The following is a 19,342-nucleotide window of genomic DNA, read 5'->3' as shown; positions in this document are numbered from 1 at the left end:
GCCACAACCGATAATAATCTGGCGCTATTACATGGCGTGTACTGTTATTTAGTACGTAAATTAAGAAGGGTATGATAGGGCACGCCAGGCTATATGGCAAACACTAAACACCGCTGGTTAGGGATGGTTTAAGACGCAAACAAAAACATCGTCTTAAAAGAAACCTTTGCACGTGCAATGGTCTTTAAAAGCGTCATTAATCTTTGACCAGGCCTGGTAAAAACACTTCGGTAAGGTGCAGGGGGTAAGCGTTTTGCGGTGCGTTTATTTGGGTAAAAATAGAGCTGCGCGCGTAGGCTTTTTGGGTGAGTTGTTGCTTGGGTTGTTGTGTTGGTTGTTGTGTTGGTTGTTGCAGTTCTGGTTGCGAGCTTAAGCATGGATTTAAGGCTTGGCTTAAGTGTGGCCAAGTGTCTAATGGTGGGTTAAAAAACGTAAACGGGGTGCGTTGAATGTTGGGGTACTCAAACAAAATTTCGCCTAAGGGTTGATTGCCCAGGGTTTGCAAGTTTGCCCAAGGGTTTTGTGGGGTAAAGTTGGGAATCACTGTGCGAGCGTACACCCAGTTTTGGGCGGGTTTGTTGTGTGCATTATTAGGGTTAGAGTGATTAACGCTGGGGCATTGCAGTAAAACGCATCTTACCCAGGCCTGGTCAATGGTTTGCTCTACCTTAAAACCCAAATTTAAACGCGTTATTTCAAACGGCATGGGGGTGGTAAACCCTTCGGCCAATACAATCACTTGCAAATGCGCACACTGTTGACGCAGTCGTGCGGTGAGCGAACCGGGCGTGTTAAGCCACGATTGCACCGCAACCGAGGCCTGTGTTGGATTAATCGCGGCAAAATAAGTTGTGTCATTAAGCATGTTGATAGTCTATTTTTTGCCCAACCCAGCGTGCTTGCAATGCTTCAATGGCGGGCGATTGGGTTTGTACTAAGTATTTGGCCCAGTGCAGGGCGGCATCGACCCATTGGCTGTCGCGGCGTAAATCGGCGATTCTAAAGTGCAATGTACCGGTTTGATGCGTGCCCAGCACGTCACCTGGGCCGCGAATACGCAGGTCTTCTTCGGCGATTATAAAGCCGTCGTTGGTTTGACGCATTATGTTTAAGCGCGCTTTGGCGGTGGCCGACAGCGGCGCTTGATACAGCAAAACGCAATGGCTCTGTTTGTCGCCGCGCCCAACGCGCCCACGCAGTTGGTGCAGTTGTGCCAAGCCCAAGCGTTCGGCGTTTTCAATAATCATTAGGCTGGCATTGGGCACATTTACCCCCACTTCAATCACCGTGGTGGCCACCAGTAAATCGAGTTGATGGGCTTTAAAAGCGTTCATGACCAAGGCTTTTTGTTCGCCTTTTAAGCGGCCATGAATTAACCCCACGCGCAAGTGCGGGTAGTGTGCGATAAAGTAGTTGGCGGTGACTTCGGCGGCTTGCGCGTGTAAAAGCTCAGACTCTTCAATCAACGGACACACCCAATAGGCTTGCACTCCTTGCGCGCATTTGGCCACCAAATGCGCCATCACCTCGGTGCGTTTGGTGTTGCTTAATACGGCGGTGTCGATAGGCTTGCGCCCCGGCGGCAGTTCGTCAATCACCGATAAATCCAAATCGCCGTAGGCGGTCATGGCCAAGGTGCGCGGAATAGGGGTGGCGGTCATAATGAGTTGATGCGGGTGGTGAAACTGCCCGGCCGTTGCGCTGGACGAGTTAAGGTTTTTTGGTACTTCTTGCGCCTCTTGCGGCTCTTGTACCTCGGCGGCATTTTCTAAATCTTCTGCGCCTTCAAGCACAATGCGATGGCCTTTTTGGTGCAATGACAATCGTTGATGCACTCCAAAACGGTGTTGTTCGTCAATGACCACCAATCCTAGGCGATTAAACTCCACCGCGTCTTGAAACAGCGCGTGCGTGCCAATCACGACTTTAGCGTCGCCCGATTCGATTTGTGCCAGCCTAAAGCGTTTTTCGGCGGCTTTCATGCGGCCATTTAACCAGGTCACCTCAATGTCCAGTGGGTTAAGCCATTCGCTAAAGGCGTTTAAATGCTGTTCGGCCAAAATTTCGGTGGGCGCCATAATGGCGACTTGATAGCCTGCGTCGGCGGCCTGAATGGCGGCCAACGCGGCCACCACCGTTTTGCCCGAACCCACGTCACCTTGCACTAAGCGTTGCATGGGATGCGGTTGGGCTAAATCGTGCTGAATTTGTTGCAACACTCGTTGTTGCGCTTGGGTCAGTTCAAAAGGCAACGAAGTGAGCAAGGCATTGCACAGCCGACTGGCCGGCAGTTGCGGCGCAAAGCGGGTTTGTTCTTGTTGGCGTAACTGTTGCAAAGCCACTTGATGGGTAATGAGTTCTTCAATAATTAAGCGTTGTTGTGCGGGGTGTTTAAACTGCTTAATTAAGCTTAAATCGTCTTCGGGTTGGGGTTGGTGTAAGGTGAGCAAGGCGTGGTTTAAACTGGGTAGTTCTAGGGTGTCCAACACGGGGTTGGGCAGTAAATCGGCCAGTGGATTTTGGTTAAGTTCGGCTAAGGCTTGCACCATTAATTTAAGCAAACTTATTTGCCCCAAGCCCTCGCAAGTTGGGTAAACCGGCGTTAGGGTGTTGCTTAATGCGGGCGGTACGTTGGGGTTAATAAACTCGATGCTGGGGTGCACCATCTCAAAACCGTTGGCGCTTAAACGCACCTCGCCAAACACGCGAACCACTTTGCCACGGCTAAATTGCTTGGCTTGTGCAGGGTGAAAATGAAAAAATCGCAAAGTAAGCGTCGCCCCACTGGGGGCGATTAATTTAACCAACAAACTGTTACGCCGTCCAGCTCTGGTACTCGTTAGGGTGTGTGCAAACACCTCACCTTCCACCAGCAGTTCGGCGCCTGCGTACAGGTTGTCTATGGGGGTTAAATGGGTTTTGTCTTGATAGCGCAACGGCAAGTGAAACAGCAAGTCTTGCACGACAAAAAGCCCCAGTTTATGGAGCTTTTCAAGTTGTTTAGGGCCCACTCCTTTTAGAGCGGTTAAGGGGCGTAAAGCAAGCATACATGGCCAATTAAACCAAAGAAACAAATTATAACGAACCGCGTGCCGCAGCGTTTAAAAATCCATTATCTAGAACAAGGGCGTAAAACAGCCACGTAACACAGCCGTGTAACACAATCGCGTACTACTTCGGCATAACACTCCGGCTTAAGATTGCGGCGTAACATTACGGCGCAAACGGCAAGCCTAAAAAATCAAACAGTTCGCCACTGTCTTGCGGCACTAAAGCCTGCATTACCTTTATAAGTTGTTGCGCGGTGTAGGCCGGGGTTTGCACTTGATTGGGCGTTAAACCTTTTTGAAATGGCGCAGACAGTGCCGTGTGAGTCGTGCCCGGTTGCAAACCCACCACAATTACCGGTTTTTGATTACGTTGCAGTTCAATGGCCAAATTTTTAAGCAACATGTTTAACGCCGCCTTGCTGGCGCGATAACTGTGCCAGCCGCCCAAGCGATTGTCGCTAATACTGCCTACGCGAGCCGAAAGCACACCAATTTTAAGCGCAGGACTGTTACGCCGAAGTGGCAGGGCTTGCAGTAGCATTTTAAGCCATAAAATCGGGCCCACTGCATTAACCTGGTAACTGTACAGCATGGTCTGTGCTTCTAACTGCTGGTAGGTTTTTTCGGGTTGATGGGTGGGGTCGTGCAACCAACCGGTGGCGATTAAAACCCAGTCGGGTTTAAAGTCAATTTGATGTGCGGCCAAATCGTTTTTGCAGGCGGTGATGGCGGGTTCAAACGTGCTTTCGTCGGCTAAGTCGATGGTGTAATCAAATGCAGGACGTGTATTTGAGTTTAAATTTGGGTTTGACCAGGCCTGGTCTAAATGCGTTAGCGTGCGTGCAAAGCGTATTAGGGTTATGGACGGATTAAGCGTTATTAACGCCTGGCAAAAGGCCTGACCAATGCCGCCACTCGCACCCACCACCAACACTTGCTTAAGCTCTTGTGGTGGTAGGTGACCTGTTAGGGTTAGGTCGCGCGTTAAAATGGACACGGGCGGCGTGGGCAAAATGGCTGGGGATAATTCGGTCGATTGGGTCATAAAACGTGCCTTGGTTGTCTTAAAGCGTAAAACGTTGTGGCGTGTTGGTGTCTGCGTGTTTTGGTGGGTGTTCCTGTTCCAGGTCTTGATCTTGTTCTTGTTTTGGCAGATGTGGATTGACCTGGGGAATATCGTGGTAGCGCGCCATAATTCGTTGACGTTTTACAATTAAAGCGCAAATGGCCAGTTCATCTTCGAGCACTTTGGCCGGCGGTTGCGTAAGATCGGGGGTGTCTTGGTACGCTAATTTAGACAGTCTAAGCGCCATAAACGGATACAAACATGATTGATGTAAGCGTTGCGCCACGTCTTCAACCGAATCGGTAGACGACTCAACCCACATTACACGTTGTTTTAAACAAACATCTAACGCGTGCGCTATGTTTTGCTGGTCGGCTTTAAGGGTTTCTTGGCTTAGCGCAAGCTTGGCATCATGGCTTAAATTAAACACCGACTCAAGCGACCCATCGCAACCGCTTAATGCCCACAACAACGGGAGTGTAAAAATCACTAAAGTTTTTTTCATCATCAACTCGCAAACGTTAGCTGGTAGAGCCAAATGGCAAAGGTCTTATAAAGTTTTATATGGCAGCACTTCGTGATACACTTTTGCAGGCTTGTATATTTATTGTATATATAAAGTCTAGTTTTGTACAAGTAATCCCGACGCTGACGTCATAAAAGGCCACTACCGCGATGCTGCATTATTCAAAAGACACGTTAGACAGTTTAGCGCTTAGTCAAAAAATTTCGTTAATCAACTCAATTACGGGCGTAAAACCCGCCAATTTAATTGGCTCACAAGATGCCAATGGTCAGACTAATTTGGCCATTTTTAGCTCTGTGGTGCATTTGGGCAGTCATCCACCGTTAATTGGTTTTGTGCTTAGACCCAAGCAGGTAATGGCTTTGGCGCAAACCGCTACGCCAAAATGGGTTGAACGCCATACTTACGATAACATTATTCACACCGGTGTTTACACCATTAATCATGTCAGCCTGCCTATGGTCGCGGCCGCGCACGCTACCGCACAGCGTTATCCACAAACGGTATCGGAGTTTGCGGCGTGCGGCTTAACCCCCGAATATTTACCCCAGTTTAACGCCCCTTTTGTGGTGCAATCGGTCTGTAAGTTTGGGTTACGTTTTATTGAAGAAATTGCCATAGAGCGCAACGGCACTACCTTAATAGTGGGCGAAGTTGAGCATATTTTGTTGGCCGATAATGCGCTTAGCCCTGAAGGTGCCGTGCGCTTAGACACGCTTAACAGCGTGGGGTTAGGGGGTACAAACCACTATTACAGTCTTAAGCACCAATGTGAGTGTGCGCTAGAATCCTAAATGCTACGGTGTTTAAAGCACTTTAGGTTTACGCAAACAAATTAACACCAAACACTTACAAACACTTAATTAACTCAAATCAACCAGGCCTGGTCAATGCTATGAACACCGTTAAATCTTCTCAAACAATCGGCTCTCAAAGCCCTCTTGTGGTTAAACAACCCATCGCGGTGCGTAAGCCATTATTGGACGCGACACTTACAAATGCGCTGTCTCAACAAGCGTGCTCTCGGGTAATTGAAATGGCGTGGGAAGATCGCACGCCGTTTGAAGCTATTAAACTTAATTTTAACCTAACCGAAAGCCAGGTTATTAAGCTCATGCGACGTGAGCTTAAAGCTGGCTCGTTTAAAGCCTGGCGAGCGCGGGTCAGTGGGCGTAAAACCAAGCACGCGCAATTGCGCTCTAAAGACGTAACGCGTCATGTGTGCCCCAGCCAAAACAAACCGCGGTAAAACTTGGTTTGATACCCGCGGGATTAAATAATGATTTATGGTAAGAAAGGGTTGGATAGTAAGCCTAAACTGGCAAAGGTCGTTGACGTGTGAAAATATCCCATTTAATATCAAACTCAGTCGCATGACGACGTTGAGTTTTATAAATTATAAGGAGTTCACTATGAAGCATTTACCCTTGTTTTCAAAAAAGTCTTTGTTACGGCCATTTTTAGCGCTCTGTGCAGTGGCGCGGTGCTGGCGCAAGAACCGGCCGGCGTAGCCGCAGAAACCAATGTAAACCAATCGCTGCAACAGCAAACCCAGCAACAAACCCAACAACAGTTGCAGCTTAACCAAAAAAACAACGCAGGCCCGCACACGCAAGAGCAAGAACAAATTAAAGCTCAGCAACGCATTCAGCAACAAGAGCGCGAGCTTAATCAGCGTCAAAACAGCGATGCCGCCGGACAACCGCTCGATCAGCGCAATTCAAATCGCAGTGAAAACCGTCCAGACAATCGCATGGACAATCGATCGGGCAATGGCGCTCAAAACCCAGGTTTGGGTAATATGGGCAACAAAGGCTCGGGCGGTGGCGGTGGTGCCGGCGCTGGCTCAGGTAAGTAGCGTACTAACGTTTTAAATTAAAGAGTAAAAATTAAACCGACCAGGCCTGGTCGGTTTTTTTATGCCTTTTTGACAGGTATTTGACAGGGTTAAAAGCCTTTAGTAGACTTGCCGGCTTATCCGCGTGGCGGTCACTTTTTGAGTATCAATATTTACTATGAACAAAGTCATTGACCTAAAAGGCTCGATTTTATCGCTGACCGTATTAAAAATTTACAGCAACGACATTAACGACATTAAACAAGCGTTAGAGCAAAAAGTGGCGCAAGCCCCCGACTTTTTTAACGGCGTACCCGTGGTGTTTGAACCGCAAGTAGACAATTTAAACCCCACCTTATTGGCGTTGCTCATGGACTTTTTACGCCAAAAAGGCATGGTACCCATTGGCATTCGCACCGACGATGACGCCATTAAAGAGCAAGCCAACTACGCCGGTTTAGCGGTGTTTAGTCCAACCAAAGCCAAAACCCCACCGCCGCAAGAGGCACAAAATGAAAGTGCTAATCAGGCGGACAATCAGGTCGCCAATCACGCCGCAGACCAAAGCCCCGCTAGCACAGATGTGTCTGACCAAGACAGTGGACTTAAAACCGCTATGGTGATTCATACCTCAGTGCGCTCAGGGCAGCAAATTTACGCCAAAGACCGCGATTTAATTATTTTAGGCGCAGTAAATCCCGGCGCCGAAGTGATTGCCGACGGCAGTGTGCACGTTTACGGCACCATTCGCGGCAAAGTGTTTGCTGGCTCGCAAGGCCAAACTCAAGCGCGTATTTTTGCCCAAAAGGTTGACGCCGAACTGGTCTGTGTGGCCGGCTTTTACCAATTGGCCGAAGACATTGCCCCCGCGCACAAACAAGGGTTTGTCGAGATTTCGTTAGCGGGCGAAAAACTCAACTTTAAACTGTTAGGTCAGGCGCTGTAAACCCAGCACAATTTCTATCTTATGATTGGGGTTTCCTATACTATATGCGCTTAATTAATAAGCGTTAATCAACGCCTAATCGTCCAATCAAATACAAAGGAGCCAATGTGTCTCGTATCGTAGTAGTTACCTCTGGAAAAGGGGGGGTGGGCAAAACCACCACAAGCGCCAGTTTCTCGACCGGATTAGCCTTAAAGGGCTTTAAAGTAGTGGTGATTGACTTTGACGTAGGCCTGCGTAATTTGGATTTGATTATGGGCTGCGAACGCCGCGTGGTGTACGACTTTGTAAACGTGGTGCAAGGTGAAGCGACCCTTCAACAAGCGTTAATTAAAGACAAGCGCGTACCCAATTTGTTTGTGCTAGCCGCCTCGCAAACCCGCGATAAAGACGCTCTGTCGCTCGAAGGCGTAGAACGTGTTATGGAGCAATTAAGCGAACAAGGTTTTGATTACATTGTGTGCGATTCGCCCGCAGGCATCGAAAAAGGCGCGCAGTTGGCGCTGTATTTTGCCGACGAAGCGCTTATTGTCACCAACCCAGAAGTCTCATCGGTACGCGATTCGGATCGGATTTTAGGCATTTTACAAGCCAAATCACGTCGCGCCGAACGCGGCGATGCACCCATTGTTGAGCATTTGGTGCTTACTCGTTACAACCCTGCTCGCGTAGAATCGGGTGAAATGTTGTCGGTAGAAGACGTGATTGACCTGCTTAACGTCAAACTATTGGGCGCAGTACCCGAATCGGACGACGTGCTAAACGCCTCTAACGCCGGTAAACCGGTTATAAACGAAGACGAATCGCCCGCTGCCATGGCCTACAAAGACATTGTAGACCGCTTTTTGGGCGAAACCGTTGAGCACCGTTTTTTAGTGGCCGAGAAAAAAGGCTTTTTTCAAAAACTTTTTGGCAAGTAACCCCCAAACTAGGAGAAAACCATGGCTTTACTGGACTACCTACTAGGACAGCGCAAAAAGAAAACCGCTAATGTGGCAAAAGACCGCCTGCAAATTTTATTAGCCCACGAACGCGGCGACCGCAATGCGCCAGACTATCTACCCAAAATGCGCGAAGAAATTTTGGCCGTTATCGCCAAATACGTCGACATAGACTACGAACAACTCAAAATCTCGGTGGACGAATCCAACGGCTTTGAAGTGCTAGAACTCAACTTAGTGTTGCCCGACAACGCGCGTTAAGCAACAAAAAGCACACTAAATTAAGCTCAGCAAAACACAAAACGCCTCCAATTATTGGGGGCGTTTTGTGTTTTTAGGGTCAATTGAGATGCTTAGATGCCAGGATGCAAAAATAATGCCCAACCAAAAAGTAGATCACGACAGCCCGTGGAAACAAGCCCTTGAACACTATTTTAAAGAGGGCATGGCGTTATTGTTTTCGGACATTTACGTGGCGATTAACTGGCAAACGCCGCCCGAGTTTTTAGACAAAGAGCTGCAAAAAATTTTGGCCAAAGCTGAGCAAGGTCGTACTTACGCCGACAAACTCGTCAAAGTTAAGCTCCTCAACGGCCAAGAAAAATGGCTATTAATTCACATTGAAGTGCAAGGCGAACCCGAGCAAGACTTTGCTCAGCGCATGTTTAGATACAACAGCCGAATTCGTGACCGTTACAACAAAGACGTGGTGAGTTTGGCTATTTTGAGCGACACCAGTAACACATTTAGGCCAGATACCTACCATTACAACCAGCTTGGTTGCACCATTCAATTTACCTATCCAATGGTTAAGCTACTGGACTTTTTGCCCAAGCGTGCAGCGCTGCTGGCCAGTGACAATGTCTTTGTTTTGATTGTTTTAGCGCAATTAGACGCTAAGCTACTCGACAACCCCAGGCAACGACTCAGTGCCAAAACCACGCTTATTCGCCAGTTGTACGAGCGTCATTACAGCAAGCAACACGTTATAACCCTATTTAATTTGATTGACTGGATGATTACGTTGCCGCAAGAACTTGTGATAGAATTTGACCATCAAATCGAGCAAATCGAGAAGGAAACAGACATGCAATACATAAATTCATTAGAGCAACTTCACCACCAACGCGGCATGCAAGAAGGCAAGTTAGAAGGCAAATTGGAAGGTAAGCTAGAAGCCGCGATGCAAATGATTCGTGAATTTCATTTATCGGCTCAAGACGTTGCAGAGAAATTGCATATTCCATTAAAAGACCTTATGGAACGTCTTAGCAAAACCGACGACAGCCATAAGCACTAAACAACGGTTAAAAAAACACATAACACGCCTCGATTAACGGGGCGTTTTGCTTTTTGGGGTAAGGTATTTATTTGGGGTGTTAAAAAAATAATGATGAGCACGGCATCACTTAACCATTTGATTAAGCTGACTTTTTTGTGCGTATTATCGTCATTATTTGTCTTTCAAGCGCATAAGATGAGTATTTTTGATAACAAATTGATTTAAATAAGGCTAAATTTATTTATAATGCAATGCCTGCTTTAACGTTGAGTTAATGCGCTTGCGGTTTACGCCAGCGTGCTAATTTAAAATGCATTTAAAGCTTACACAAAATTAATTAAAAGAGCCCAATAATGCAAACAGCAAACAGCAAACAGCAAACAGCAAACAGCAAACAATTATTTAAACTAGCCCCCTTAACCATTGCGCTGTCATTAGCACTCACCGCGTGTGGTGGCGGTGGCGGAAGTGGTGGGGATGCTCCTCCTACGTCGTTTAGCGCTACTACTTCGGGTGCCGCCGCTAAAGGTATTTTAAGTGACGCCACTGTAACGGCCGTTGAATTAAACGCCAATCAAACTCCTAAAGCCACACTGGCTACCGCCACCACCAATGCGGCCGGAACCTATGCTTTAACCATTCCGGCCAGTTACACGGGTCAACCTATTAAAATTACGGTTACCTCTACTGCCAATACACAAATGAAATGCGATGTGGTAGCCAATTGCGGCACACGTTCTGATGACATTGTAGATACAGCTGATAGCACAATCGTAAATTTTGGCGAATGGTACAAACCCGGCGCGGGCGCGGTTGAAATGAACGCCCTCATTGCCCCGGTCACCAGTGGTGCAACCCTTAGCACCAACGTTACCCCGTTTACGCACATGGCCGCCAGCAGAGCATTTGAATCACCCACGTTAGACGCCACCGCCATTAACAACGCCAATTCTGAAGTAAACAACCTATTAGGGTTTAATGTTTTAAACACCCAGCCTATTGATATTACCGCCATTACCGCCGACGCAACTCCACAACAAATTGCCTACGCCGCTCTATCGGCCGCCATTGGCGCTTTAGCCACTAAAGATACGACCAGCGGTGTGCCTGATTTAAAGGGCGCAATAGAGGCTTTAGCAACACAATTTGCAGATGGGCAAATATCGGCAGCTGATTTAGGCGCTATCGCTACTCAAACTACAAGCACGTTTAATCAAGTGGGTAAGTCAGACGAATCAGGTGTTTTAAGTACTTTAAACGACAAGGTAACTTCGGCCGGTAATGGCGGCAACATTAACCCAGAACCGTCACCCATCGCCAATGTTAATGCGTCTGATAAAGCTAAAGCGTTTGTGAGCGAGTTTCGTACCTACGCGACCAGTTTAGACGCCGCCATAAACAAAGCGGTTGCGGGCAGTTTTGTAACACAAGTGGAAGCGGCTTCTGCTTTATTGGAAAGTTTTGATTCATACGATAATCCGCTTGAGGCCTTAAATGTAGCCAAAGAACAGTCTTATGAGTTGTTTGATCAATATTGTGCAGGATTAGAAGCACTCCAAACTGGTACAGCGGTGGTTAATTTTACGGACAATGATCAATCGCAGTTTCAATCAGGTAGCGTAACTTACACTTATAGTTGTAATGATGAAACCGGCGTTTATACCGATAAGGCGGTGTTTAAAGATGCAAGAGTAGGTCAACAGCTGGTCAACGTAACCATTGAAAGTGATGAAGAGGGTAACTTGGATGAATCAGGCACTCAAACAACTTATTCAAGTAGCGAAGTTTATCGCTTAGACAGTAAAGTAGTGGGTACGATTAATAGCGTGTCAGACTCCAGCGAAACTTCGCTAACCACAAAATTTACCATTAATGACGGTTCTGCATTAAGTGGGACGTATGTTTATGAAGAAGACACTTCAAATGATACGTATACTTCTTCGAGTGAAGATAAATACAAAGATGTAAATACTTTAAATGTAACCTATGAATTTACCAAAGCAGATCAAACCGTGCCTATTGTGTTTACCGGCGAGATGGCCGCAACACAGTTCAGTCGTGATATTGATAGCTCTACGGAGAATAGTTACAGTTACAGTGGCCAATCTTACTTGGAGTCATTGTCTTTAGACGGCAGTGCGGTTTATGGCGCAGAAAATGTGACGTTAAAAGCGTCTTTGTCTATGCCTAATTCGGCCGAGTTTAGAACGGTTGGCGCCACTGAAACTGCAACAAACTATTTACAGGCATCGGCCAGTTTGGGTTTAACGGTCGATATTAATGATCTTAAAGATGTAAAAGTAAATTTATCGGCACAAAGAACCAGCTTAACCGATGCTAAGGCGCAATTAAACTTGCAACAAGGTGCGCGCAGTTTGTTGGTTGATTTTAACGCTAAATTGACGAATGAAGTGACCACAGAAAGCAATGCTTACAATCAACTAATAGGCTTAACCTTAGAAGAGCCTACTAGCACAGTTACTGTTACTAACTTAGAGGGCGTAAAAATGGTATTTGTGCCTAATCTAGCTAACCTAGCTGGTGCGGGTACTTTGGCCACGGTTACCATTGATGGCGTTAAAGCCGCTACGGTTGAGCGTACCAAAGATGATTTAATTAAAACCAGCTATGTTGATGGAACGTTTGAGATTTTCTAAATCCGTTTAGATTCATTTTGTTTAAAGTGACATAAACGTTATACCGTAAAAACAAAGGCAGCCTTGGCTGCCTTTTTTATTAAGCTTATTAAGCATTGTTTACTTGAGTAAACAAAACGTAAAAAACAGGATGCGTATTTTGAAAAGTTATTTATGGGCAATTACTGCATTAGGCACGGTCTTAGGCACTATGGGCATGGCCGCAAATGTGCAGGCGCTAGAATATAAACCGTTTGTTGAGATAAGCAGTTTTAGTCACAGTGAGGCGATTGCGGTACACGCTATCTTAAACGACTGGAACGCACCCTTTAGTAAGGGTGAGATAGCGTTTTCGATAAACCGCGCCGAGATTGGCATAGCGGTAAACAATTGGCAGTTTTCGGTGTTTGAACGTCAAGATTATTTGTTTGAGTTTTCACCCAGCACCGCTAAATTATTGCACGCCACCAACACTAAACAAGATTTGGTGGTGGGTGAGCAGTACGCATTGCAATTGCAAACCAATGCCTTTGTGGCGCAGGGCGTAAAATTGGGTTATCAAACTCAAATAAATCATTTTAAAACACCGTTTAATGTGGGTGTAGCCTTGTCGTATTTAGAGGGCTTAGAGCTTACCGATGGCAAGCTTACTGGACAAGCCACCGCGGTGGCTAATAACGATTACAACTTTAATTTTGATGTGGATTATGTTTATTCGCAAGACAGTTTATTTGACCGTACCTTAACCAACAACGTAAAGGGCAATGGCTACGCTTTAGATTTAAACCTGGACGGATATTTGACGCCGCAATGGCATGCCAATGTGCAAGTACGCGATGTATTGGCACACATAAATTGGTGGGACGCGCCTAGAACGGTGGCCACAGGCAGTTCGCAAACCAAAGAATTTGACGCAGACGGATTTGTAAAATTTAAGCCCGTCGCCAGCGGCACACAATCGTATAAGGATGTGACGCAGGTAATTCCTACCAAAGTGTTTTTGCACAACACTTATGTCTTAAATGGCCAGCATTCATTGCTGTTTAACTATGACGATTACGCCATTAAAGCGTTTTATACAGCGGGTTATCAATTTATTAATCCCCAGCAACACAAAATGGCGGTACTGTACAACGCCACCGCCCAGGCCTGGCAATTGGGGTATCAAACCACTTGGTTAAAAGTTGAGTTAGTGAGCGATGCGTTAAATTTAGAAGAAGCCAAAACTCTAGGTTTAAATGTGGCGTTAAAAGCCACGTTTTAATAGCTTTAAACCTGTTTAACCAGGCCTGGTCACTTTAAATAAATCTTTAAATAAGCTTTTAAACAAGTCTTTTTAGTTTGTGTATTGGCGGGGTTGTCGGTAACATTCAAAGACTGAATTGAATATGAGTGTAAGGTGATTATGTCGGACGTTAAACGGGCTATGTTTGTGCAGTTGGCGGTTATGGGGCAGAGTTTGTCGTCGCCGCAGCGTATTGAGTTGTTGGATTATTTGGCGCAAGCCGAGCGTGCGGTAGAGGAGTTGGCGCAGTTAAGTGGTTTAAGCGTGGCCAATACGTCGCGCCATTTGCAGCAGTTAAAACAAGCAGGCCTGGTCAGTGTGCGTAAAGACGGCAAAAGTCGTTTGTATACGTTGGCCAGCGACGAGGTGGTGCGGCTTATGCAGCAACTTAGGCACACCGCGCAAACCCATTTGGCCGAGGTGGAACGCTTAAGAAACACGCTGACCCCTGCTTTGCACGACGACACCCTGAGCCAGACCGCGTTGGCGGCTCGTCTGCACGATGACGGGCTGATTGTGTTGGATGTGCGTCCGGCCAAAGAGTTTGCTTGTGGACACATTGTGGGGGCGATTAACATCGACCCGGTGCAAACGCAGAGCACCGATGACATGGTTAAACGGCTGCGTACATTGCCCAAGAACAAAGCCATTGTCGCGTATTGTCGTGGGCCATTTTGTGTGTATGCTTATGAAGTGGTGGCGTTATTGCGCCAACAAGGCTTTAACGCACAGCGTTTGGCCGAAGGGTTTCCCGAGTGGAAAGCCGCCGGTTTGGCGTTTGAGCAGACCGCGTAGTGGTGGGCGATAAAACTCAAAACATAAAACATAAAACTCAAAATTTAGTAGGAGCACAACATGACAGCATCGTTACAACAAGTTAAAAATGTTCAGCGCGTTACCAACGTTAGCAATGTTAAAAAACCTTGGACGCCCGTGGTATTAGGCTTAAGTTTGGGTTTTACGTTATTAAGCACATCGTGGGCGAGTTTGGCCGCCGAGGTAAAAGAAATTAAGCAAACCTACAACGGTTTAACGGTTAACGCCAATTTGGTGATGGGCGACCAACAAACTTACGCCGACGGCATTGTGTTATTAACCCACGGTACGCTTACCCACAAAGACCGCTCAACCTACGCGCAGTTGCAAGAAAACCTGGCCGCACAGGGCATTAGCTCGTTAGCGCCCAGCTTGTCGCTGGGGTTAAACGACCGTAAGGGTGAGTACGATTGCGCGGTGCCCCACACGCACAAACACACCGACGCGATCAAAGAGATTGGGTTTTGGATGGATTGGCTTAAGCAACAAGGTGCTAATTCGGTCACGTTAATGGGGCATTCACGCGGTGGCAATCAAACCGCTTGGTTTGCCAATGAGCACGACAGCGCGCAAATTAACAAAGTGGTGTTATTGGCGCCCGCCACAGGCGAGCAACAATCGGCCAGCGAGTACCAAGAAAAATACGGCAAACCGTTAGCCGACGTGCTTAAAAAAGCCAACGCGTTAGTGGCCAAGGGTCAGGGCGAAAGTTTAATGAAAGACACCGATTTTATTTATTGCAAAGCCGCTCAAGTAACCCCCAACGCATTTGTAGACTATTACACGGTAAAACCGCAATTTGACACGCCTACGTTGTTAAAAACTGCCAAAAAACCTACGTTGGTGATTATGGGAGCCGACGACACTGTGGTAGCCGATTTGCCTAAAAAAATGGCGCCGTTGGCCAGCAACGCCTTGATTAAAACGGTGACGATTATGGACGCCGAGCATTTCTTTTTAGACCTAGCCAGTGAAGACGCCGCAGCCGCTGCAGCGGAATTTATTAAACAAAATAAATCGTTTAGAGATCTTTTCGTCATGCCGTGCTCCGACACGGCATCTGTTGACTTTACTGGAGTAGATTGCGGGTCAAGCCCGCAATGACGTGGGTTTTTGTTGCGTCCCGTTGCTATATAACCTTTTTCGTCATGCCGTGCTCCGACACGGCATCTGCTAACTTTACCGCAGTAGATTGCGGGTCACGCCCGCAATGACGTGGGTTTTAATCTTGTCAAACCCTCTCAAACCCTCTCAAACCCCATCAAACCACTACTAAAACTTACTCCAGCGTTAAACTAAAGTCGTTAATTTGGCTGGGTTTTAAAAACGCGTTGTAGGCTTGGTAGGCGCCACTTTCAAAGAAAAAAGTCAGCAGCGTTTTGTCAATCGCTCCGGCATTGGCCATAGACGATAAAATTTTGGCGATGTCGGCCAACGAGTGTGGCTCTTTGTAAGGTCGGTCTTGTGCCGACAGGGCTTCGTATAAATCGGCCAAAATTAAAATGCGATCTTCCAGCGTCAGTTGTTGGGCGGTTAAGCCGCGTGGATAGCCGGTGCCGTCGAGTTTTTCGTGGTGATTGGCGGCAATGTCCACCACGCGTTGGTATTTTTGGGAAACGGTAGGGTTTGCAACATGCTCAGCGATACGCGGGCGTGGTCCATGATTTTGGCGCGCTCGGTCGCGTTTAAGGTGCCGCGCTGTATGCACAAGTTGGTCAGTTCATCGCTGTCCAGCAAAGGCACAACGGCGTCACCCAATTGATAGGTGAGTTGAGCCAGTTCTAGTATGCGCTGGGCATGGGGTTCGGCTAAAAATTCGTTGCCGGTGTTCATGGTGTGCAAAAACTCATAGGCGTCGTTGAGCGTGCGTACATGGTCTTGATAAATGTGCTCATCGGGCGGCGGCGTATGCTGCGTGTGAGCGAGCACCTGTGCCTGCAGGTGATTAATGTGCGCGTCGCGTTTTAAGATTTCGATGCGGTGTTTAATCAGCTCAATGCGGTCGATTATTTTTTGCAGTTTGCTCGATTTTTGCATAATAAATTCGGGCGTGGTGATTTTGCCCACGTCGTGCAAGAGTGCGGCCAGATTAATGGTTTTAAACATGGCGTTATCGTAGTGCACGTCTTGGTAGGTGTGTTGGTCTTGGTCTATGGCGTGGGCAATAATGTTGGCCAGTTTGGCCACCTGTTTAACGTGGTTGCCGGTAAAGCTGCATTTTTCGTCAAAGGCTTTGGCGATGGTGTCAATAAAGGCTTCAAACAGCGCTTCCATCTCTTGTATCAGCAGGGCGTTGGTCAGCGATATGGCCGCTTGCGAGGCCAGCGCTAGGGTGTTTTGTTGGTCTTGCGGGCTAAACACCAGTGCGGCCGGTAATGCGTTTGTGGCAGGGTGCGATGGCGCTGTTTTGTTGATAAGTTGCAAGACACCCAACAGGTTTTGGTCGCGGTCGAGCATGGGTATGACCAGCATGGATTGTGAACGATAGCCCGTTTTGGCGTCAAATCTTTGGGTGCCGCTAAAGTCAAACGTGGGGTCGGTGTACACGTCGGCGATGTTAATGGGTTGTTTGTTAAGCGCGCACAACACCGCCACCATGTGGGTATTGGGTTGACCGTCATCGGTATACAGCGGCAGGTCGTCCCAGGTAATCGGCTCGGCCGTGCCGCCCATTTTTATCTGTAACGACCGGTTGCGTACCACGCTAAACTGCAGCGCCGTGTGGTCTTTGTTGGTGCGATAGAGCGTTCCGGCGTCGGCGTTTGAAAAGGCGATGGCTTGTTCTAAAATCATCTCTAACAGTTTGTCTAAATTGGTTTGCGCCGACAAGGCCTGGGCAATGGACAGCAAGGCTTCGAGCTGTGCGTTGTTGTGCGCCATAATGTTCGCCATCTTGTCGGTGGACGTGTCGGTACGATTAAGCTGCTCGTAGTCCGCATGGACAAGGTGATGGTGGCTGATCCCTTGTGGATTAAATAGGTCGAGCACATCGCCTTCAATCAGCACTTTGTTTAGGCTAACGGGCAAGCTGTCTTGAAAATCTTGGGCAAACACTTCGCGCACAATGGCGTCATGGTAAGCAGGTTTTAGGTGGTACAAAAATACGTCTAAGCGGTGCGTTAGGCCTTGCAGTTGTTGGTGCAACAAACGCGGGGTAAGGTGTTGGCTAAGTTGGGCAATGTGGTCTAGTGTAGACGGAAACGAGGTTTCGATAATCAGACTGTTAATGCTGGGGTCTTGGTTAATGCGCGCGGTAAGCTCAGGGGTTAAATAGGTGTCGCCGCTGAGCACGCAGCCAATCCCGTGGCGTTTAATGACAAACCCACAACAGGGCACGGTGTGTTGTGCGTTAATGACAGTAAATTCGGTGTCGTCAATTACCAGCGTTTGTTCGTAAGCAAGCTCTGTAAACACCACCAGCGGTTGCCCCAAGGTGGGATGAATAATTTTGTGAAACTCTGGCCAGATTACGTTGTTAAACACATGGGTTTTAAGGGCGTCTAGAGTGGCTTTTAAGCCGTATACCGTTAAAGGTTTTTGGCGCTGTTCAAAATAAGTTTCAATCATAAAGGGTAAGTCTACCCAGTGATCAAAATGCGAATGGGTGAGCAGCAAGTGCTCAACCCGCTGGCTTTGCGCTCCCAACGTACGCATAACATGGCCGGCGTCTATTAACACGCTGGGGCTGACTAAAAAAGCACTGCAACCACCGTTAGAATTTAAACTGCCGGATGCGCCTAAAACCTGAATCATGGGTAGCCTTGCCTTTAATGAATTAATTATTTAAAACCGCAACTCAGAGACCTTTGCACGAGTCAAGGCACGGTTAAAAATGGCTAAAATTTGCCTGATTTTTGTTGAAAACCTTGCGAATAGCCAGCTATTCACTGCGTTTTCCGCCTCAATCAGGCAAATTTTATCTCATTTTTTCCTCGCACCTCACTCGTGCAAAGGTCTCTCAATATAAAGACAACTCAAAACAAAGTAAAGCCAAACTAAAGCGACCAGGCCTGGTTAAGGTGAATTGTCTGAATTTGATGAAAGAGGGCGTTGTGGTGTAAAATCTACGTTTTATTTTATTTGAACCTTTTGGCACTGACGCATGTTTGGCGTGATGGCAAAAGGTCAGCGTTGGGAGCAACAGCAAAATGGGCAGAGCCTATCAAAACCGCAAAGAGTCTATGGCCAAAACCGCAGACGCTAAAACCAAGGTATATGGCAAGTACGGTCGTGCAATTTATGTGGTGGCTAAAAGCGGCAGTGCCGACCCCGCCAGCAATTTGGAACTGCGCAGTTTAATTGAGCGCGCCAAAAAAGACCAAGTGCCCAGCCACGTAATTGACAAAGCCCTAACCAAAGCCACCGGCGCGGGCGGCGAAGATTTTGCGCTTGCGCGCTACGAAGGCTATGGTCCGGGCAACAGCATGGTGATTATTGACTGCTTAACCGACAACCCCAATCGCACCTTTGGTGACGTGCGCCACTGCTTTACCAAAGCCAAATGCAAAATTGGCACGCCCGGCAGCGTCAGTCACATGTTTGACCATTCGGCCATTTTTGTGTTTAAAGGCACGGACGAAGACGCGGTGCTAGAAGCCCTAATGGCGGCTGATGTGGACGTAAGCGACATTGAAAGCGACGACGGTCACATTAGCGTATTTGCGCCCAACACCGAATACGCCAAAGCCAAAAACGCCTTATTGCACGCGTTTGATAAACTGGAATTTGAAGTCGATGAGATTCAGTTTTTAGCCAAAAACGCCGCGCACCTTAACGAAGAAGACCTAGAACACTTTAATAAGTTTTTAGACCTGCTTAACGATTTAGACGACGTGCAAAACGTTTATTACGATGTAGAAATGTAAAAAGATAACCTACCAGGCCTGGTAGTTTCATAAACCGTCATGCCTTGCTCCGACACGGCATCTACCACATGCGCCGTAACAGATTGCGGGTC

18 protein-coding genes are annotated in these 19,342 nt (G+C 47.4%); 12 read left to right on the top strand and 6 right to left on the bottom strand.

Features of this window, described 5'->3' with window-relative positions:
- Nucleotides 1-196 precede the first annotated feature (196 nt).
- The 4 genes from EP181_RS11020 to EP181_RS11005 form a co-directional block, all read right to left on the bottom strand.
- The gene (locus EP181_RS11020) at nt 197-865 is read right to left on the bottom strand and encodes a chorismate--pyruvate lyase family protein (protein ID WP_127471676.1); all 669 of its coding nucleotides are present in this window, start codon (nt 863-865) and stop codon (nt 197-199) included.
- On the bottom strand, nt 858-3,047 hold the full coding sequence (gene recG, locus EP181_RS11015) for an ATP-dependent DNA helicase RecG (RefSeq protein WP_127471675.1): 2,190 nt from the start codon (nt 3,045-3,047) through the stop codon (nt 858-860). The genes EP181_RS11020 and recG overlap by 8 nt, the downstream gene beginning before the upstream one ends.
- Nucleotides 3,048-3,213: 166 nt before the next feature.
- Nucleotides 3,214-4,095 carry an SDR family NAD(P)-dependent oxidoreductase gene (locus EP181_RS11010; protein WP_127471674.1) on the bottom strand — a complete coding sequence of 294 codons (882 nt, stop codon included), beginning with the start codon at nt 4,093-4,095 and terminating at the stop codon, nt 3,214-3,216.
- Between the two features lie 19 nt (nt 4,096-4,114).
- Nucleotides 4,115-4,621, bottom strand: coding sequence for a hypothetical protein (locus EP181_RS11005; RefSeq protein ID WP_127471673.1), 507 nt, complete (start codon nt 4,619-4,621; stop codon nt 4,115-4,117).
- Between the two features lie 170 nt (nt 4,622-4,791).
- On the opposite strand from EP181_RS11005, the gene EP181_RS11000 reads away from it, so the two are divergent.
- From EP181_RS11000 to EP181_RS10950, 11 genes are all read left to right on the top strand, one after another.
- Nucleotides 4,792-5,436: a flavin reductase family protein gene (locus tag EP181_RS11000; protein WP_127471672.1), complete on the top strand. Its 645-nt coding sequence runs from the start codon at nt 4,792-4,794 to the stop codon at nt 5,434-5,436.
- 101 nt (nt 5,437-5,537) lie between these two features.
- The gene (locus tag EP181_RS12550; protein ID WP_127471671.1) at nt 5,538-5,891 is read left to right on the top strand and encodes a TIGR03643 family protein; all 354 of its coding nucleotides are present in this window, start codon (nt 5,538-5,540) and stop codon (nt 5,889-5,891) included.
- 234 nt (nt 5,892-6,125) lie between these two features.
- Nucleotides 6,126-6,500, top strand: a complete 375-nt coding sequence (locus tag EP181_RS10990) for a hypothetical protein (protein WP_127471670.1) — start codon at nt 6,126-6,128, stop codon at nt 6,498-6,500.
- A 157-nt stretch (nt 6,501-6,657) separates the two neighbouring features.
- Entirely contained in the window at nt 6,658-7,425 is a 768-nt protein-coding gene (gene minC / locus EP181_RS10985) for a septum site-determining protein MinC (RefSeq protein WP_127471669.1), read from the top strand.
- A 107-nt stretch (nt 7,426-7,532) separates the two neighbouring features.
- Nucleotides 7,533-8,345, top strand: coding sequence for a septum site-determining protein MinD (gene minD, locus EP181_RS10980; protein WP_127471668.1), 813 nt, complete (start codon nt 7,533-7,535; stop codon nt 8,343-8,345).
- Nucleotides 8,346-8,366: 21 nt separating this feature from the next.
- The gene (gene minE / locus EP181_RS10975; protein ID WP_127471667.1) at nt 8,367-8,627 is read left to right on the top strand and encodes a cell division topological specificity factor MinE; all 261 of its coding nucleotides are present in this window, start codon (nt 8,367-8,369) and stop codon (nt 8,625-8,627) included.
- 115 nt (nt 8,628-8,742) lie between these two features.
- Entirely contained in the window at nt 8,743-9,666 is a 924-nt protein-coding gene (locus EP181_RS10970; RefSeq protein WP_127471666.1) for an RpnC/YadD family protein, read from the top strand.
- A 335-nt stretch (nt 9,667-10,001) separates the two neighbouring features.
- Nucleotides 10,002-12,305 (top strand): hypothetical protein, encoded by a 2,304-nt coding sequence (locus EP181_RS10965; protein WP_127471665.1) that lies wholly within the window; start codon nt 10,002-10,004, stop codon nt 12,303-12,305.
- Between the two features lie 139 nt (nt 12,306-12,444).
- On the top strand, nt 12,445-13,548 hold the full coding sequence (locus EP181_RS10960; protein WP_127471664.1) for a hypothetical protein: 1,104 nt from the start codon (nt 12,445-12,447) through the stop codon (nt 13,546-13,548).
- A gap of 141 nt (nt 13,549-13,689) precedes the next feature.
- Nucleotides 13,690-14,364, top strand: a complete 675-nt coding sequence (locus EP181_RS10955) for an ArsR/SmtB family transcription factor (RefSeq protein ID WP_127471663.1) — start codon at nt 13,690-13,692, stop codon at nt 14,362-14,364.
- Nucleotides 14,365-14,424: 60 nt separating this feature from the next.
- Entirely contained in the window at nt 14,425-15,489 is a 1,065-nt protein-coding gene (locus EP181_RS10950) for an alpha/beta hydrolase (protein ID WP_127471662.1), read from the top strand.
- A gap of 175 nt (nt 15,490-15,664) precedes the next feature.
- On the opposite strand, the gene EP181_RS10945 is transcribed toward EP181_RS10950, so the two are convergent.
- Both EP181_RS10945 and EP181_RS10940 read right to left on the bottom strand, forming a co-directional pair.
- Nucleotides 15,665-15,982 (bottom strand): HD-GYP domain-containing protein, encoded by a 318-nt coding sequence (locus EP181_RS10945; protein WP_172959748.1) that lies wholly within the window; start codon nt 15,980-15,982, stop codon nt 15,665-15,667.
- Nucleotides 15,919-18,138 (bottom strand): GAF domain-containing protein, encoded by a 2,220-nt coding sequence (locus EP181_RS10940; RefSeq protein WP_127471660.1) that lies wholly within the window; start codon nt 18,136-18,138, stop codon nt 15,919-15,921. Before EP181_RS10940 ends, EP181_RS10945 begins: the two co-directional genes overlap by 64 nt.
- 395 nt (nt 18,139-18,533) lie before the next feature.
- On the opposite strand from EP181_RS10940, the gene EP181_RS10935 reads away from it, so the two are divergent.
- Nucleotides 18,534-19,250 (top strand): YebC/PmpR family DNA-binding transcriptional regulator, encoded by a 717-nt coding sequence (locus tag EP181_RS10935; RefSeq protein ID WP_127471659.1) that lies wholly within the window; start codon nt 18,534-18,536, stop codon nt 19,248-19,250.
- The last annotated feature ends 92 nt before the right edge of the window (nt 19,251-19,342 follow it).

Origin of the sequence: Thiomicrorhabdus aquaedulcis (genome assembly GCF_004001325.1) — a bacterium.
Lineage (GTDB): Bacteria > Pseudomonadota > Gammaproteobacteria > Thiomicrospirales > Thiomicrospiraceae > Thiomicrorhabdus > Thiomicrorhabdus aquaedulcis.
The sequence above is the reverse complement of the archived record's forward strand: the minus strand, read 5'-3'. Positions and strand labels throughout refer to the sequence as shown.

Bases quoted from the DNA above. Each gene is read 5' to 3' on its own strand.
- minE (WP_127471667.1), top strand. From the start codon at position 8,367: ATGGCTTTACTGGACTACCTACTAGGACAGCGCAAAAAGAAAACCGCT.
- EP181_RS11020 (WP_127471676.1), bottom strand. From the start codon at position 865: ATGCTTAATGACACAACTTATTTTGCCGCGATTAATCCAACACAGGCC.
- recG (WP_127471675.1), bottom strand. From the start codon at position 3,047: ATGCTTGCTTTACGCCCCTTAACCGCTCTAAAAGGAGTGGGCCCTAAA.
- EP181_RS10970 (WP_127471666.1), top strand. From the start codon at position 8,743: ATGCCCAACCAAAAAGTAGATCACGACAGCCCGTGGAAACAAGCCCTT.
- EP181_RS10955 (WP_127471663.1), top strand. From the start codon at position 13,690: ATGTCGGACGTTAAACGGGCTATGTTTGTGCAGTTGGCGGTTATGGGG.
- EP181_RS10965 (WP_127471665.1), top strand. From the start codon at position 10,002: ATGCAAACAGCAAACAGCAAACAGCAAACAGCAAACAGCAAACAATTA.
- EP181_RS10950 (WP_127471662.1), top strand. From the start codon at position 14,425: ATGACAGCATCGTTACAACAAGTTAAAAATGTTCAGCGCGTTACCAAC.
- minC (WP_127471669.1), top strand. From the start codon at position 6,658: ATGAACAAAGTCATTGACCTAAAAGGCTCGATTTTATCGCTGACCGTA.
- EP181_RS12550 (WP_127471671.1), top strand. From the start codon at position 5,538: ATGAACACCGTTAAATCTTCTCAAACAATCGGCTCTCAAAGCCCTCTT.
- EP181_RS11005 (WP_127471673.1), bottom strand. From the start codon at position 4,621: ATGAAAAAAACTTTAGTGATTTTTACACTCCCGTTGTTGTGGGCATTA.
- EP181_RS10935 (WP_127471659.1), top strand. From the start codon at position 18,534: ATGGGCAGAGCCTATCAAAACCGCAAAGAGTCTATGGCCAAAACCGCA.
- EP181_RS11010 (WP_127471674.1), bottom strand. From the start codon at position 4,095: ATGACCCAATCGACCGAATTATCCCCAGCCATTTTGCCCACGCCGCCC.
- EP181_RS10940 (WP_127471660.1), bottom strand. From the start codon at position 18,138: ATGATTCAGGTTTTAGGCGCATCCGGCAGTTTAAATTCTAACGGTGGT.
- EP181_RS11000 (WP_127471672.1), top strand. From the start codon at position 4,792: ATGCTGCATTATTCAAAAGACACGTTAGACAGTTTAGCGCTTAGTCAA.